Annotated in this window: 11 protein-coding genes and 1 rRNA gene (1 of these 12 only partly in view); 11 read left to right on the top strand and 1 reads right to left on the bottom strand. The window is 36.9% G+C overall.

From position 1 onward, the window contains the following. The first annotated feature begins 27 nt into the window (after positions 1-27). From AC0L8O_RS19655 to AC0L8O_RS19620, 8 genes are all read left to right on the top strand, one after another. The gene (locus AC0L8O_RS19655; RefSeq protein ID WP_026562862.1) at positions 28-351 is read left to right on the top strand and encodes a hypothetical protein; all 324 of its coding nucleotides are present in this window, start codon (positions 28-30) and stop codon (positions 349-351) included. A 90-nt stretch (positions 352-441) separates the two neighbouring features. Beyond that, positions 442-1,017 carry a LysE family translocator gene (locus AC0L8O_RS19650; RefSeq protein WP_473444744.1) on the top strand — a complete coding sequence of 192 codons (576 nt, stop codon included), beginning with the start codon at positions 442-444 and terminating at the stop codon, positions 1,015-1,017. A 25-nt stretch (positions 1,018-1,042) separates the two neighbouring features. After that, positions 1,043-1,822 carry a helix-turn-helix domain-containing protein gene (locus AC0L8O_RS19645; RefSeq protein ID WP_473444741.1) on the top strand — a complete coding sequence of 260 codons (780 nt, stop codon included), beginning with the start codon at positions 1,043-1,045 and terminating at the stop codon, positions 1,820-1,822. A gap of 99 nt (positions 1,823-1,921) precedes the next feature. After that, positions 1,922-2,395, top strand: a complete 474-nt coding sequence (locus AC0L8O_RS19640; RefSeq protein WP_473444738.1) for a hypothetical protein — start codon at positions 1,922-1,924, stop codon at positions 2,393-2,395. Then, a complete protein-coding gene (locus AC0L8O_RS19635; RefSeq protein WP_473444735.1) occupies positions 2,396-2,899 on the top strand; it encodes a hypothetical protein in 504 nt (167 codons plus the stop codon). It begins immediately after the preceding gene. Positions 2,900-4,060: 1,161 nt separating this feature from the next. Next, positions 4,061-4,699 (top strand): NAD(P)-dependent oxidoreductase, encoded by a 639-nt coding sequence (locus AC0L8O_RS19630; RefSeq protein WP_473444733.1) that lies wholly within the window; start codon positions 4,061-4,063, stop codon positions 4,697-4,699. Positions 4,700-4,778: 79 nt separating this feature from the next. Beyond that, positions 4,779-5,780, top strand: a complete 1,002-nt coding sequence (locus AC0L8O_RS19625; protein WP_473444730.1) for a DUF3231 family protein — start codon at positions 4,779-4,781, stop codon at positions 5,778-5,780. A 576-nt stretch (positions 5,781-6,356) separates the two neighbouring features. Further along, the gene (locus AC0L8O_RS19620; RefSeq protein WP_473444728.1) at positions 6,357-13,499 is read left to right on the top strand and encodes a 5'-nucleotidase C-terminal domain-containing protein; all 7,143 of its coding nucleotides are present in this window, start codon (positions 6,357-6,359) and stop codon (positions 13,497-13,499) included. A gap of 107 nt (positions 13,500-13,606) precedes the next feature. On the opposite strand, the gene AC0L8O_RS19615 is transcribed toward AC0L8O_RS19620, so the two are convergent. Beyond that, a complete protein-coding gene (locus tag AC0L8O_RS19615; RefSeq protein ID WP_473444726.1) occupies positions 13,607-14,200 on the bottom strand; it encodes a TetR/AcrR family transcriptional regulator in 594 nt (197 codons plus the stop codon). Positions 14,201-14,349: 149 nt separating this feature from the next. On the opposite strand from AC0L8O_RS19615, the gene AC0L8O_RS19610 reads away from it, so the two are divergent. From AC0L8O_RS19610 to AC0L8O_RS19600, 3 genes are all read left to right on the top strand, one after another. Next, positions 14,350-15,087 carry an SDR family NAD(P)-dependent oxidoreductase gene (locus AC0L8O_RS19610; protein ID WP_473444724.1) on the top strand — a complete coding sequence of 246 codons (738 nt, stop codon included), beginning with the start codon at positions 14,350-14,352 and terminating at the stop codon, positions 15,085-15,087. Positions 15,088-15,188: 101 nt separating this feature from the next. After that, on the top strand, positions 15,189-15,974 hold the full coding sequence (locus AC0L8O_RS19605) for an SDR family oxidoreductase (protein WP_473444722.1): 786 nt from the start codon (positions 15,189-15,191) through the stop codon (positions 15,972-15,974). A gap of 328 nt (positions 15,975-16,302) precedes the next feature. After that, positions 16,303-17,179: ribosomal RNA gene (locus AC0L8O_RS19600) — 16S ribosomal RNA — on the top strand (it continues 673 nt past the right edge of the window).

Genomic DNA, 17,179 nt, shown 5'->3' with positions numbered 1-17,179 from the left:
TGATACAACCATGAAAAGGTGGTCTTCATGAATAGACAAACAGTGAAAACGTTAAAGTGGATATCAGGTGGGCTTGAAGCTCTTCTGGGTATACCAATTATAGGAGGAAGTATTGTATTAGGGTTTGCTTGGACGCCATTATTAATCATGCTGGTTTTTCATATTGCCGTATTAATATTGGCCAAAAATGTTGGAGTGAAAGCGAACGGTAATATCCTTGGAATCATCACATCAGCTATTGGGTGGATTCCGATTCTCGGTATGATTATGCATATTTTATCGGCGATATTTATTCTTTTAGATGCGGCAAGTAAGGATAAAAATCCTGATATTATTGATATGCCTGAATAAAAAATGAACCTGTTCCTGCAATAATATACTATAAGCAAACAATCCAAAGATGTAAAATTCATTGAGACGAACCGAAAAGGAGTTGTTCTCATGGATATTACATCTTTTTTATTATATTGTTTTATTGTTACCTTCACTCCAGGGCCCACAAATATCGTAATATTGTCTACTGTCCATAATAGGGGGACAAAGAAGGCATTGGAGTATACGTATGGAGCAACGATGGCATTTGGTTTGCTGCTTGTAGTTTCAGCTATGTTGAATTCGTTGCTAATTGAGTTCATACCGAAAATTTTAATTGTCATGCAGGCCATCGGAACGTTGTATATGTTCTATCTTGCCTATCAAATTTACAAAGCGGATAAACTAAAGCCTACTATACATCAAGCAGGTTCCTTTGTGTCAGGATTTCTTATGCAGTTTTTAAATCCTAAGTTGATTCTATTTACAATGACGGTCATACCTAGCTTTATTATGCCTTATTATACGGCTATGCCTGCGATGACAATAGGTGTTTTTGCTATAACTGTTATTGGATTTTTAGCATTAATGACATGGGTGCTTTTCGGAGCAATCTTCAAGGAGTTTTTGCAGAGGCATAGTAAGATTGTGAATGTATTCATGGCATTGTTTTTAGCGTACTCCGGGGTTATGATCTGGATGTAGGTTAGTTGTTTAAGAGGTGAATGTAGTGGACAAATTTATCTATAAAAAATCAGCCGGTATTACTGCGCTGTCAGCAAGTATGACGGATTTTACGTATAAAAAGCATGCACATCAGGAGTATGGAGTAGGTGTGACATTGCGTGGTATTCAGCAATATAACCTTGATGGCAGTTTGCAGTTGTCATATCCAAATGGTGTGATGCTTTTCAATCCGGAGCAGACACATGACGGAATGGCACATGATAAAACAGGACTTGATTATGTGATGCTGTATATCGAGCCTCAAATGCTTTTAGAGGTTGCTGAGAAAAAGGATATCGTAACGTTTTCGACCCCGATTGTTTATGACAGTGAACTGGAACAAAGGATATTAAATCTGTTTCATGCTATATTCAATGAAAAAGATGTGGATTTGTGCAGTGAATTGTTTTTGTCCTTCACAGAAAGTCTTTTTCAAACCAATCTTCCTACAAGTTTTAAAAAGGATAATCACTTCATTAGAAAAGCAAAGGGTATGCTGCTTGCGAACGTAGATCATGTACCCAAATTGGATGAGATTAGTAAAGAACTGAGTATGTCAAAATATAAGTTTATTCGATTATTCAAGGCTCAAACAGGAATTTCCCCCTATCAATATTTTCTTAACTGCAAGGTCGAACGGGCAAAGCAATTAATTGAAAAAGAGCGGGATATCTATTCAGCTGTAGCTGAGTGCGGTTTTGTGGACTTAGCCCATTTAAATAAGCACTTCAAAAGCGTATATGGAACGACAGCTTTTGATTATATGTCACATTTATATAGATGATCACTCGAGACCAGTATTTTCTGGTCTTTTTTTGCGCCCTTTCAACGCAAAATGCATAGAAACCTTAATAAATTAAATAATAAATGAAAGAGGTGATCGATGATGGTGTTTGCAATAATTGTTTATATTGCATGGTTAGGAATATCAGTATTCTACGCTATGAAAAAAACATATTCTAAATTTGAAAATTCTGCACTGCTCTTTTGTGTATTTATATTTGATATTAATCGAAGTTGGATCATAAGTGATGAATTAAAGATTATTGAATATTCTACTTCTCCACTTGAATATACAGTATATATTATTCACCGTACTTTTATTACTCCACTTCTTATATTGATAGGCTTAAATAGTGTACAAAGAAATTCAAATTTCTTAACTAAAGGTATAGCCATTCTTATTTCCTCCTTTGTTTTAATATTAATTAAAATGGTTTTATTATCATTTGATGTTCTCACTTTTCATCAATGGAATTTGTTTTATGATTATCTATACTATGTCTTTTTACACGTATTAGGGTACTTCATTTTGTTTGGATACAAGTCTTTTGTTTCAAAAGGAGTGAAGGGTTAGATGGTTGGGATTGAAAACTTTAGCTTAAATGAGATATCACTAATAATCTTTAATATAATCGGTTACTCTTTCTTGTTTTTTCTACCAAAAAGACTAAGCAGGGAAGTGAAATGTTTAAGTGTGCTTGCAGGTTTAGCAACAGGTATGCTGTTTGATTTTACAATTGGTGGAGGTATCTTGGATTTTTACAAGCAAAATGATACAAATCGGTATGAACTATTTGACGTTTTTTATTACGCTTTATTTGGAGTTTTTGGATATTTCTTTATGTATTTTTATGATAAATTCCGTGTGAATAAGGTAACGTTTATTTACTATATTACAGCTTGGTCAATCGTTGGTATTCTCGTTCAATGGCTTTTTACAAAACTTCATATCCTTACTTATCAAAATAATTATGAACTAGCATATTCATTTCCGATCTTTTTACTAATTCAAACTTTAACTGGTTTCTTTTATATGTTTATTACAAATAGTAGTAGTGAATTAACAAAAGAAAGTTGAATTACTTCTAAAGACCATTGTTTAATGGTCTTTTTTCTTTTTAGAAAGACAGTTTTGCAATGGAACAACCTAATTTCAGCATTAACGCATTGAAAACAACAAAGTATGCCAAAATGCCTTTAGATAATAAATACAACAATTTGTCACAATATGTTCACAACTTTACAGGAAATATACAGTCCTCTTCCTGCATGTAACTCTATATAGTCTGTGAGAAGACCATTACCTTAAAAAGAAAGGGTTGTAATGAAAAAATGACAAAATACAGAATGGTGTGTACTTATTTTTGGGAAGATCTGTTTGTAGTAGGAGAGATGGGCTTTGCGGATATTTTATTTTACCTCTATATACTCATGAATCCCTTGAGGAAAAAGTTTGTGCATTTGAAATTATTGATTGATTATATGAAGTCGAAATTGGAACGATTTATCGGGGAGGATAAATTGTTTTATTATGATGCTGAAAATAGAGAACTCGCTCATAAAATATGGAGAAGGATAACCGTGAAGGTGGTGAAACCCTGTCCAAAGGACACCTTTTATTTCGTATGCTTCGGAAGTCATTCCAAAAAGGAAGTTAGTGATCTTTATGTGAATATGAAGATTGGAAGATACGTCCGCGTGTCGTGTAACAATACGTAGGCAATAAAAAGAAGAAGAAAAAGAAAAAGAAAAACAACAACAAAAAAAGATCTTAACCCAAATATAGAGAATAATCCATACATAAAGGCTCAATCACAAATTAGAGTCAAAATGATGTGAAAGAAATTGTTGAGTTATTGGAACAAGGGATCTGGTCTTTCAAACCAAAATTTTAGATGATTCTAGCTTTTTAAAAGCAATAGATGTGATCTTAAAAGTCTTGAAGATTTCTTGTGCTACTAATTAGCCGAAGCTCAACTATGTCGTTGTCGTTGAATCCTTAAAAACAGGGAAAATGATTTATTGCTGACCGTTGAATGAGAACCAAAAGAGTGTAACTTGGAGGCGAGAAACTCAACAGTTACCTGGAGAGCGGGATATTCCTTGAGAATTTTAATTTGATTTAACGGCTGGTGAAGAGTAGGAAATTGAACATCAACTTTTGAGGAAATGTTAATTTTAGGAAACCTCTGGCGGAATGGATCGTATATCAAGTAACATATCCAGCTGGAGGTATATTATGGACCATTCTTATAAGATCGCTATTATTGGAGGAACAGGAACTGTAGGACGTCATATTGCGAAAAGGGCGATACAGCAAGGCTATCAAGTACGTATGCTCGTAAGGAATCCGGAGAGAGTATCGTATAAACATGACAAAATAGAATTCGTTCAAGGACAAATACAAGAGATAGATAATATTCGAGAACTGCTTAGTGATTGTAAAGTCGTTATTAATACATTTGGTCAACCAACTAAGGAAAAACCTATATATAGTCAGGTAACGAAAAATATCCTTGATGTAATGACAGAATTAACTATTACTCGTTATATAGGTGTTTCTGGTGGTTCTCTTACGATCAGCGGTGACAATAAAAGGATGTTAAATCGTTTTGGTGCAAAGCTGTTTGAACTTATATTTCCGGTAATGATGGAAGATAAAAAGGCAGAATGGGAACTTTTATCCAAAGATAAACATATCCAGTGGACCCTGATTCGATTGCCATTTGTGAAGGATACTTTAAAGACAAAGAAAATAAAGGAAAGCCTTACAGACATGCCTGGTACGAAAATTACCAATCGAGACATAGCGACTTTTATTATGGAGCATGTAGAAAACACCAAGTATATTCATAAAGCTCCTTTTATTTCACATTAAGCAGAGGCCATTCATTCATAATTTTAACCATATAAAGAAATACTATTCCTTGATAAAGTGACAAGGGGGTAGTTGTTGCATGGAGAAAAGCGATATAAAATTAACCACCGCCGAAATTGCAACTCTTTGGAAAACATATATTCAAAACACAGCAGTAAGATGCTTTTATAAACATTTTCTTACCTATCTTCAGGATGCTGAGATAAAGTCAATTATTGAGGAAGTTGTGGTTTTGGTTGAAGATATTATCGGAAAAATTGAATCAACTTTTGAGCAGGAACAGTTTCCGATTCCAAAGGGGTTTTCAGATAAAGATGTTGATTTATCAGTCCCGGCACTATACACTGACTTATTTGCATTAAGCTTTGTTTATCGTGGAGGGCAGGTGATCATTCCTCATTATGCGAGTACACTTACTAGAGTGACTAGAATGGATATTTATCAATTTTTCTCAGATTGTCTTTATCGTGAGACAGAAATACATAGGAAATCATTAAACCTTATGCTCACGAAGGGAATACTCGATAGGCCGCCAACTATTGAATATCCAAAAAATATCGAGTTCATTGAACATGAACCGTCATTACTAAATGCCTGGTTTGGTGAAAAAAGACCACTAAATACATTAGAAATAACAGAGCTTTTTATTGAAATCGAAAGAAATACCATCGGGTTCATTCTATTGATGGGATTCATTCAGGTGACTAAAGATAAGGAAATAAAAGACTACTTAATAAAGGGAAAAAAATTGGCCGAAAAACAAATGGACACATTTAACAAGTTTTTAAAAACAAATGACCATTTTATCGGAAGCCTACTACCTCTGGAGGTCACGAATTCAACTGTTTCCCCTTTTTCTGAAAAATTAATACTGTTTATCATTAGTACTTCAAATCAAGTTGCTATCTCCGCACTTGGAGATGCATTGTCTTTCTCGATGAGAAAAGATGTAGCGGCACATTATTCTCTTTTTATTGCAGAGGTAATAAAGTATGGTGACGAAGGACAAAAGCTTATGATTGAGCGGGGATGGATGGAGCAACCGCCACAACCTGTAGATCGCAGGAAATTTTATAAATGAAATATGAGTCGAACCCTTCTATTGCGAGGGTTTTTTTATTTCTCGAAAATCCCTTTGTAAAATAATGAGGTTATAAAAACTATGTAATGTTAGGTTACAACTAGCGTGAAATTTTAGACTCTTAGAACTAACATGAATAGGTAAAATCTATCAAAAATATTTCTGGTAGTAGAAATGATCTAGATAGCTTTTTTATATAAGACTGCAACTCTATTAATGCTTAATACTTTAGAATACACAATTCTATCGTTAAAAAAGCTAAAAATTCGTCAAAATTTTACAATGACTTAATACTAGGTTAATAGTCGGACGATAAAATTTTGACAGGGAAGAGTTTGTTGAGTCGTTATATAATGATTTTGAAACGATTTAATTGATACCCTTTGTAAAGGAATCTTAAACTCAATCATTTTAAAAAAATGAGGTGGATGCGGTATTTCAAGACTTAGAGCAATTAAATGATTGCATGCGTTTTCTTGTGAGAGTTAGCGTTTTGAATTCTTCGTACTCATAGTTAACATCATAAACCGTTTCGACAGCATATTTCCCTAAAAAGTTGCAAAAAGGAGGAGAAACATGAAAAGAAGGTATAAAAAGAGTGCCAGTATTGTCATGGTGTTTGTTTTACTTGTAGGCTTATTTTCACCTGCGGCTAATACGATTGTACAGGCTGAAAGTGGAACAGCTACTGATTTAATTATCTCGGAATATATTGAGGGCTCTAGTTTTAACAAGGCTATTGAGCTATACAATGGTACAGGTACCGAAATTGATTTAAGTAAATATTCTCTTGAACACTATAATAATAGTGGAACTGCAACAACAGGAACAACGACGACGGATAAGGTTTTACCGTTAGAGGGTAAGCTTGCCCCAGGCGATACATACGTCATTTCCCGTGCAGATGCAAATGCTGCGATTGTTGCTGTAACCGACTATATGGATGAAAGCAAAAATGTCATTAATTTCAATGGCAACGATCAAATCGTGCTAAAGAAAGATGGGGCTGTTGTTGATTCTATTGGACAAGTCGGTTCAGTGGATAATATCCTTGCAGATGTATCACTAGTTAGAAATGGCAATATTTTAGCAGGGGATACAATTATTAACGATGCATTTGATCCTGCGAAGGAATGGACTAACTTAGGGAAAGATACGTTTTCTAATCTAGGGAAATATCAATCAGAAGAGGAACCAGCTGAACCAGAAGAGCCGACCGAACCGGAAGAGCCAACTGAACCTGAGGCACCAGTAGAAGCAATAACTGTTGCTGCAGCTCGTGAAGCTGGTGCTGGTAATACAGTAACGATTGAAGGAATTGCTACAACAAAGAATGGACTTTGGGGTTATGACACGTTCTATATGCAAGACGATACAGCTGGAATGCTTGTATACAGTAGCCCGAAAGATGTTCAACCTGGGGATAAAGTAAAAATTACAGGTAAGCTATTAACATATAAAAACGAATTAGAGATTCAACCGACTAGTATGGAGATTATTTCCTCGGGTAATAGTCTGCCGGAAGCTCAAGTTATCGCTCCAACTGCTGTAAATGAGGATACTCAAGGTGAATTGATTAAATTCGAAAATATAATGATTACTGATCTTGAAAGTGATAGCTATGGAACAGCTATTTTCCAAGCTAAGACGGAATCAGGAGATCAGGTAAGAGTTATTCATGATAATCGCACAGGTTCTGATTACAATGAACTGATTAAACATTATAAAGAAGGCGACAAAATTCATTTAACAGGAATTGGTTCGATTGATAATGATGGATATCATGTAAAGACTTTCGGTCTTGAAAGCTATGATTTAGTAAACAAACCGGCAGTGTATGTCGAACAAGCTCAAGGTACAGTACCAGCAGGGACGAAAGTAGAACTGAAAACGGGTATTGAAGGTGCCGTGATCTATTACACGACAGATGGCTCAGAACCAACTGTAGAAAGTACAAAATATGTTGATCCTATCGCTTTAAATACTGGAAAAACAACAATTAAAGCTATTGCGGTTAACGGTGAAGAAGTAAGCGAAGTATTCAGCTTTTCTTACACAATTTTAAATACTGAAGGCGTGAAAATACGAGATATTCAAGGGAAAGGACATGTATCTGAATATACAGGCGCTTCAGTTGAGGGGATTACCGGTGTTGTAACATATGTTGTTAGCGGATCGAATTTTATTATTCAAGATGAAGATGCCGATAATGATCATACAACATCTGAAGCCATCCAAGTATACAAATCTTCACATGGGCTATCTGTTGGAGATAAAGTATCAGTTGACGGAACGGTACAAGAATATGGCGGTGGTGCAAATCTGTCCAAAACAGAAATTAACGCACGTGTAGTTGAGAAATTAGGAACAGCTGAATTACCAGAACCATTAGTAGTTGGAGAAGACATCATTCCTCCAAACAAAGTAATTGATAATGATGAAATGAAATCATTTGATCCAGAAGAAGATGGAATTGATTTCTGGGAATCTGTAGAATTTATGCGTGTTTCATTCCCGGATGCAAAAGTAGTGGGCCCGCCTTACTCAGGTGATGTTCCAATCATCGTTGAAAGCACAACAAACAATGAGTTGAATAATCAAGGCGGTCTTAATATTGCTGCTGATGATTATAATCCGGAGAAAATATTTTTAGATAATGTAGGTAATAACTTCAAATCAGGTGACATGTTTGATGGTGATGTTGTAGGGATTATTTCTTACTCAAGTACTGGCTTTCAACTTTTAACAAACAAAGATACATTACCTCAAGTAATCAAGTCTAACATCGAGCCAGAAGTAACACATATTGAACCTGCAGAAGATAAAGTAACTGTTGCAACATACAATATCGAAAACTTCTCAAATAATAAATCAAATACACCAGATGAGAAAGTTGCGAGAATTGCAAAATCATTTGTAGAAAATATGAAATCTCCTGACATCATTACATTAGTAGAAGTTCAAGACAATGATGGAGAAACTAATTCAGGTAACACAGATGCGTCAGAAAGTTATCAACGCTTAATTGAAGCAATCAAAACAGCTGGTGGCCCAGCTTACAAATGGACAGATGTGGCCCCTGTTAATAATGAAAATGGCGGCGCACCTGGTGGGAATATTCGTGTAGGTTACCTTTATAATCCCGAGCGCGTTACATTAGTTGAGGGAACAAAAGGTACTGGAACCCAAGCAAATGGATGGAGTGAAGATGGTCATTTAACCCTTAATCCAGGTGTCATTGATCCAGCTAAATTCCCTAATACACGTAAACCAATTGCTGCAGAATTTGAGTTCAAAGGTGAGCGAGTGGTTGTCATTGGTACACACCTGAATTCTAAAGGTGGAGATCAATCATTATGGGGATCAAACCAGCCTCCACAATTAAGTTCTGAAGCAGAACGACATGGATTGGCACAGGCAATTAATGATTTCATTGATGAAGGACTAGCGGAAAATCCAGATTTAAACGTAGTACTTGCTGGGGATATGAATGATTTTGAGTTTACAAAAACATTCGATATTCTTAAGGGTAATGTATTAACAAATATGGTAGATAAAGTTCCGGCAAATGACCGTTTCTCTTATTTCTTCCAAGGTAACAACCAAGTACTTGATCATATTCTTGTTTCTAATAGTCTCGTAGATAGCACAGTAGCAGATATGATCCATATTAATGCGAACTATACAGAGGCTCAGGGACAAGCGTCTGATCATGACCCTGTTATGATTCAAGTTGATTTAAAGAACAAAGAAAAGGGCAATTTTGATTTAACTGTTCTTCACACAAATGATACACACGCATCTTTAGAAAATATGCCTAAGACTGTTACAGCAGTTAAAGAGGAAAGAGCTAAAGATCCAAATGCACTACTTTTACATGCAGGTGATGCATTCACTGGTACATTGTATTTTAATGAATTCCAAGGTGAAGCAGACTTAGCCTTAATGAACTTAATGGGCTTTGATGCGATGACATTTGGTAACCATGAATTTGACCTTGGCTCATCAGCTGAAGGGCATCAGAAATTAGTGGAATTCATCCAAGGTGCACAATTCCCGTTTGTCAGTGCAAACGTTGATTTCTCACAAGATGATCAATTCAATGGTGTATTTAATAACTCTGTTACGGCTGATGTAGAAAACGGACAAATTTATAATGGCATTATCAAAGAAGTAAACGGGGAAAAAGTTGGGATCTTCGGTTTAACAACTGAAGAGACAGAAGCTATTTCTAGTCCAGGCTCAATCGCTTTTGAAAACTACCTAGAAGAAGCTGAAAAAGCTGTTAAAGACTTTGAGGCACAAGGTGTTAATAAGATTATTGCATTAACTCATATCGGGTATGATGATAATGCACAAATCGATAATGATTTAACTCTAGCAAAAGAAGTAGAGGGCATTGATGTAATTGTTGGTGGACATAGTCACACTGCATTAACTGAGCCTACAGTAGTAGAAGAAGGCAATACACCAACTGTTATTGTTCAAACAGGAAATGCCAATAGTAACTTAGGTTCACTTAATGTGGAATTTGATCAAGATGGTGTAGTTGTAGCACAAACAGGTCAATTAATTCCAATTAAAAACCAAGAAGCTGACCAGGAAGCTGCGGACATTCTAGCTCCTTTTAAAGAAAAAGTAGATCAAGTAGCACAGGAAGAGATTGGTGTCACAACTGATGTTGAATTGGAAAACCCTCGTACAAATGGAGATAATACAAAACCAAGTGTACGTAAAAATGAGACCATCTTAGGAAACTTAATTACAGATGGAATGCTTGAAAAAGCAAAATCATTCACAGGAGAAAATGTCATTATGGCATTACAAAACGGTGGAGGTATCCGTGCGGCGATTAACGCTGGACCTATCACTGTTGGCGAAGTAATTACAGTTCTTCCATTCGCTAATACATTAGCGACAATGGAACTTACCGGTGCTGAGTTGAAGGAAGCCTTTGAAATCAGCTTCAGTCAATATCCGGAGGAAAATGGAGGTTTCTTACACGTAGCCGGTGGTAAAGTGGAATTTGATTCAACGAAACCAGCAGGAGAACGTGTCGTATCTGTAAAATACTTAAATGAAAATGGTGAGTATGTAGACGTTCAAGACGAGGAAACTTACACAATCGCCACAAATGCTTTTACTGCTAAAGGCGGCGATGGTTATGATGTCTTTGCGAAAGCATATGAAGAAGGCCGTGTAACAGACTTAGGTCTATCAGATTGGGAAAACTTCAGAGATCATCTAGTAAGTTTAGATTCAATTCCTACAGAAGTTGAAGGTCGAATTGTAGAGGACAACTATGATTTAACTGTCCTTCATACAAATGATATACACTCATCTTTAGACAACATGCCGAAAACAGTTACGGCTGTAAAAGAAGAAAGAGCTAAAGATCCAAATGCATTGCTTTTACATGGAGGAGATGCATTTACTGGAACGTTGTATTTTAATGAATTCCAAGGCGAAGCAGATTTAGCTTTAATGAACTTAATGGGCTTTGATGCGATGACGTTTGGTAACCATGAATTTGATTTAGGTTCATCAGCGGCAGGTCATGAGAAATTAGTGGAATTTATCCAAGGTGCAAAATTCCCGTTTGTCAGTGCTAACGTCGATTTCTCACAGGATGAAAAATTCAATGGTCTGTTCAATGACTTTGTGACAACTGATGTTCAAAACGGACAAATTTATAATGGAATCATTAAAGAAATAAATGGTGAGAAAGTCGGTATTTTCGGTTTAACAACAGAAGAAACAAAAGATATTTCGAGTCCAGGTTCAATTGCATTCCAAAATTACCTTGAAGAAGCTAAAAAATCTGTTAAAGACTTTGAGGCACAAGGTGTTAATAAGATTATTGCATTAACTCATATCGGGTATGATGATAATGCGGCCATCGATAACGATTTAACCCTTGCAGAAGAAGTAGAGGGTATTGATATTATTGTTGGTGGACACAGCCATACAGCGTTGACGGAACCAACAGTAGTAGATCAAGATGAAACACCAACAGTTATTGTTCAAACAGGAAATGCCAATAGTAATCTGGGTTCACTTAAAGTGGAATTTGACCAAAATGGTGTAGTTGTAGCACAATCAGGAAAACTCATTCCAATTAAAGATCAAGAAGAAGACCAGGAAGCTGCAGAAATTCTAGCTCCATTCAAAGAACAAGTAGATCAAGTAGCACAACAAGAAATTGGTGTATCTACTGATGCAGCATTGGAAAACCCGCGTACAAACGGAGATAATACTAAACCAAGTGTACGTAAAAATGAAACTATCTTAGGAAACTTAATTACAGATGGAATGCTTGAAAAAGCAAAATCATTCACTGGAAAGAATGTCATTATGGCATTACAAAACGGTGGGGGTATCCGTGCCGCAATAGATGCCGGCCCAATCACTGTCGGTGAAGTTATTACAGTTCTTCCATTTGCGAACACATTAGCAACAATGGATTTAACTGGTGCTGAATTGAAGGAAGCATTTGAAATCAGCTTCAGTCAATATCCAGAAGAAAATGGCGGTTTCTTACACGTAGCCGGTGGAAAAGTGGAATTTGATTCAACGAAACCAGCAGGAGAACGTGTCGTATCCGTGAAGTTTTTAAATGAAAATGGTGAGTATGTAGACGTTCAAGATGAAGAAACATATACAATCGCAACAAATGCTTTTACAGCTAAAGGCGGCGATGGTTATGATGTCTTTGCGAAAGCATATGAAGAAGGCCGTGTAACAGACTTAGGTCTATCAGATTGGGAAAACTTCAGAGATCATCTAGTAAGCTTAAAATCAATTCCAACAGAAGTTGAAGGTAGAATTGTTGATATTAATGACAACCCAGGAGAAAACCCAGGTGAGAATCCAGGAGAAAATCCAGGTGAGAACCCAGGCGAAAATCCAGGTGAGAACCCAGGAGAAAACCCAGGTGAGAACCCAGGTGAGAATCCAGGCGAGAACCCAGGAGAAAACCCAGGTGAGAACCCAGGTGAGAACCCGGGCGAGAACCCAGGTGAGAATCCAGGCAACTCAAATGGTGGAAAAGTTATAAAACTGCCAGTAACTAAAGTAGGAAACAAGTACACAGTAAATCAAGATGCACTTGAAGATCTTAAAGAAGGCATAGTCGTTGTTATTGAGGTTGATAAAATAAATGCGACTTTAACACTAACGAAAGAACAAATTCAAGCTTTACAAGCTGCTGGAGCAACAATTTTAGTAAGTAATGGAAACGTTGATGTACAAATACCTGCTTCTATCCTTCCATTAGCAGAAAGTGTAGATATTAAAGTGAAGAAAATGAAAGCAAGTGGTTCACTAGTTGCTTATGACTTTACAATTGAAGCAGATGGCAAAGTGTATCATACGTTCAGTGAAAAAGTTAAACTTACATTTAAGGTTGATCCAAAACAAATTGAAAATCCTAAAAATGTAAAAGTATATTATTGGAACGAAGCAGAGGATAAATGGGAACTAATCGGTGGAGAATACAAAAATGGCGAAGTTTCAGTGTATACTGATCACTTCAGTACGTATGGTGTATTTGAAGGCGAACCAAAATCTAATACGATTCCATCTCAAGCAGATAACGAACTTCCAAATACAGCAACAAACAGCTTTAATCTTATCCTACTAGGATTAATGATCGTTTTAGCTGGCGGAATATTATACTCTGTTAAGAGAAGACATACGAATTACATTAATAAGAATTGAAAAAAGAAAGGCGTGCTATTTGAAGCACGCCTTTCTTCAATAGTTGAAAAACATTGGTGAAGTGTCAAATATGAAAAATGTTCAAACCATCTCATAAGTGGTTTTCGTTATTTTCTCCCAACATACTTATACGAATAAATATGTGTTTTTGTAAGATCAATAACCTCCCTAATAAACTCCTCTTCCGTCTCGATAAATCCATTTTCAATCCAATTATGAATAAGTCCGTAAAAACCATAGGCTGTATAACGCTTAAAATAATCCATATTAACAGGGATATTGTCGATGGTTTCAAACACAAACTGTTCTCGATAGATTTTTAAGATCGTTTGGGGAAACCGCGTATGTAGTCCTGGAATTGTGTCATCAAAGTTAATGAGTTCAAAGAAATCCTTATTCTGATAAATATACGAAACAATATGAAAAGATGGTGCTTTTAGGTTTTCTGTATAATTTTTCTGACCAGGTGTATAAGGTTTGCCCACTGATGATTCTAACCCTTGAAGCATAGACACAAGTAAATCTTCTGCTAACTCAATTTTGTCTTGGTAATGAACATAAAAAGTACTGCGATTATAAGCAGCATAATCGACAATATCCTTTACAGTTACCGCATGATAGCCTGCTTCTTTTATAAGAGCAATTAACGCTTGCTTTAAATGTGTTTTTGTTCGATTTTGTCGTTGAGATGGTGTGTTCATAAAAAACCTCGCTCAAAGTAGACAGATTGAATAGAAGTGTCTAAGTAATGGACATTTCCTAAAATCTTAATGATTTTTTAGTCAAAAACAAAGGAGTAGAATTAAATTGTACACATAATAGTAAAAAAATATAAGTAGGAGGATGTAAAATGGGTAGATTACAAGATAAAGTAGCCGTGATTACTGGTGGAGCATCTGGAATCGGAGCTGCGACAGCACGACTATTTGTTTCAGAAGGTGCAAAGGTCGTATTAGTTGACTTAAATGATGAAAAGGGAAAGGCTTTTGAAAATGAATTGAAAACGCTTAATGATGAAGCTCTCTTTATTAAAGCAAATATTACAAGTGAAGAAGAAGTAGTTAATATTTTCAAACAAACAGTTGAAACCTTCGGTAAAGTGGATATTGTGTTCAACAATGCGGGGATAGGGCGTGTCCATCCTTCACATGAGCTGAAGTATTCAGAATGGAGAAACACAGTAAATGTTGATTTGGATGGTGTCTTCTTAGTGGCACGAGAATCAATTCGTGAAATGTTAAAAACAGGCGGGGGTACGATTGTAAATACCGCATCTATGTTTGGATTGGTTGGTTCACCTGGTTCAGCAGCATATAACGCTGCGAAAGGGGGAGTTGTGAACTTAACACGTTCACTGGCCCTTGAATATGCCGAAAAAAACATCCGGGTTAACGCTTTATGCCCAGGTTTCATTGATACCCCAATTATTCCTGAAGAAAGCAAGCAGGTATTGGCTGAAGCAACACCAATGAAACGTTTAGGACAAGCAGAAGAAATGGCAAAAGGGGTCTTATTCTTAGCATCTAACGATTCATCCTTTATGACAGGTAATACGTTAACAGTTGATGGCGGGTATACCGCACAATAATGTACTAAATAAATTAAGAAACTTCTATTTTGAGCAAAATGTTTAAAGGGTAATAGGTTAGTTTCAACAGGTAAATTGAAGTTATTAAGGAGGTAAATCAAATGAACAACCGTTTTGATGGAAAAGTCGTCTTAATTACAGGTGCTGGATCCGGCTTAGGTCAAGCAACTGCTTTACAAATCGCAAAAGAAGGAGCAAAACTCTCATTAGTTGATTTGAACTCAGCTTCATTAGATGAAACAAAATCAAAAGTATTAGATGTTTCACCAAATGCAGAAGTGATACTTATCACTGCTGACGTTTCAGACGAAAAAGCTGTTGAAAACTATGTAAATGAAACAGTAGCAAAGCTTGGGAAAATCGATAGCTTCTTTAATAATGCCGGAATTGAAGGAAAACAAAACCTAACAGTGGATTACGGTATTGATGAATTTCATAAAGTTGTCGCAATCAATTTAAATGGTGTATTTTACGGCATGAAATATGTGCTAAAAGTAATGAAAGAACAAGGCTTTGGTTCAATTGTGAATACTGCTTCTGTCGGTGGAATCCGTGGAGTAGGAAATCAGTCAGGATATGCAGCAAGTAAGCATGGTGTTGTCGGATTAACGAAAAACTCCGGAATTGAATACGGACAATTTGGAATTAGTATAAAAGCAATCGCGCCAGGTGCTATTATGACTCCGATGGTTGAAGGTTCTTTAAAACAAATTGATCCTGACAATTGGGAAGAGGTAGGAAAACAATTCGTTGAGTCAAATCCAATGCAACGATTTGGTAAACCGGAAGAAGTGGGTTACTTAGTAGCGTTCCTACTATCTGATCAAGCGAACTTCATCAATGCAACAGTTATTCCAATTGATGGTGGACAATCATATAAATATTAAAAGCTATAAATTTAGGCACGGGCATTCCGTGCTTTTTTGTTGTTTAGGAATTCTATGAAAATTATTAAGAAATACCTTGACTATGGAATGAATATCAGTTATTCTAGGTATCTGCCACAAAAAAGAATGATTAAATGATATTTTGAAATAATAATTTTAAAAAATGTTGTTGACTTCGTTAACTCTTGATGGTATGATAAATACCTAGTCGCAAATGACTGGTAAATGATCTTTGAAAACTAAACAAAACCAAGCGTGCCAACGTTAATTTCGATTAACAAAAACGTACTATATAGTACAACATTTTTTAAGAGCTATATCAAACACTTTATTGGAGAGTTTGATCCTGGCTCAGGACGAACGCTGGCGGCGTGCCTAATACATGCAAGTCGAGCGAATCTGAGGGAGCTTGCTCCCGAAGATTAGCGGCGGACGGGTGAGTAACACGTGGGTAACCTGCCTGTAAGATTGGGATAACTCCGGGAAACCGGAGCTAATACCGGATAATATTTTGAACCGCATGGTTCAAAATTGAAAGACGGCTTCGGCTGTCACTTACAGATGGACCCGCGGCGCATTAGCTAGTTGGTGAGGTAACGGCTCACCAAGGCAACGATGCGTAGCCGACCTGAGAGGGTGATCGGCCACACTGGGACTGAGACACGGCCCAGACTCCTACGGGAGGCAGCAGTAGGGAATCTTCCGCAATGGACGAAAGTCTGACGGAGCAACGCCGCGTGAACGATGAAGGCCTTCGGGTCGTAAAGTTCTGTTGTTAGGGAAGAACAAGTACCAGAGTAACTGCTGGTACCTTGACGGTACCTAACCAGAAAGCCACGGCTAACTACGTGCCAGCAGCCGCGGTAATACGTAGGTGGCAAGCGTTGTCCGGAATTATTGGGCGTAAAGCGCGCGCAGGCGGTTTCTTAAGTCTGATGTGAAAGCCCACGGCTCAACCGTGGAGGGTCATTGGAAACTGGGGAACTTGAGTGCAGAAGAGGAGAGTGGAATTCCACGTGTAGCGGTGAAATGCGTAGAGATGTGGAGGAACACCAGTGGCGAAGGCGACTCTCTGGTCTGTAACTGACGCTGAGGCGCGAAAGCGTGGGGAGCGAACAGGATTAGATACCCTGGTAGTCCACGCCGTAAACGATGAGTGCTAAGTGTTAGAGGGTTTCCGCCCTTTAGTGCTGCAGCAAACGCAT

The organism is Metabacillus sp. KJ11-3, assembly GCF_055808295.1.
Note: the sequence above shows the minus strand (reverse complement) of the source record. Positions and strands in the feature narration are given on the sequence as shown.

Bases quoted from the DNA above. Each gene is read 5' to 3' on its own strand.
- AC0L8O_RS19655 (WP_026562862.1), top strand. From the start codon at position 28: ATGAATAGACAAACAGTGAAAACGTTAAAGTGGATATCAGGTGGGCTT.
- AC0L8O_RS19650 (WP_473444744.1), top strand. From the start codon at position 442: ATGGATATTACATCTTTTTTATTATATTGTTTTATTGTTACCTTCACT.
- AC0L8O_RS19640 (WP_473444738.1), top strand. From the start codon at position 1,922: ATGATGGTGTTTGCAATAATTGTTTATATTGCATGGTTAGGAATATCA.
- AC0L8O_RS19635 (WP_473444735.1), top strand. From the start codon at position 2,396: ATGGTTGGGATTGAAAACTTTAGCTTAAATGAGATATCACTAATAATC.
- AC0L8O_RS19630 (WP_473444733.1), top strand. From the start codon at position 4,061: ATGGACCATTCTTATAAGATCGCTATTATTGGAGGAACAGGAACTGTA.
- AC0L8O_RS19625 (WP_473444730.1), top strand. From the start codon at position 4,779: ATGGAGAAAAGCGATATAAAATTAACCACCGCCGAAATTGCAACTCTT.
- AC0L8O_RS19620 (WP_473444728.1), top strand. From the start codon at position 6,357: ATGAAAAGAAGGTATAAAAAGAGTGCCAGTATTGTCATGGTGTTTGTT.
- AC0L8O_RS19615 (WP_473444726.1), bottom strand. From the start codon at position 14,200: ATGAACACACCATCTCAACGACAAAATCGAACAAAAACACATTTAAAG.
- AC0L8O_RS19610 (WP_473444724.1), top strand. From the start codon at position 14,350: ATGGGTAGATTACAAGATAAAGTAGCCGTGATTACTGGTGGAGCATCT.
- AC0L8O_RS19605 (WP_473444722.1), top strand. From the start codon at position 15,189: ATGAACAACCGTTTTGATGGAAAAGTCGTCTTAATTACAGGTGCTGGA.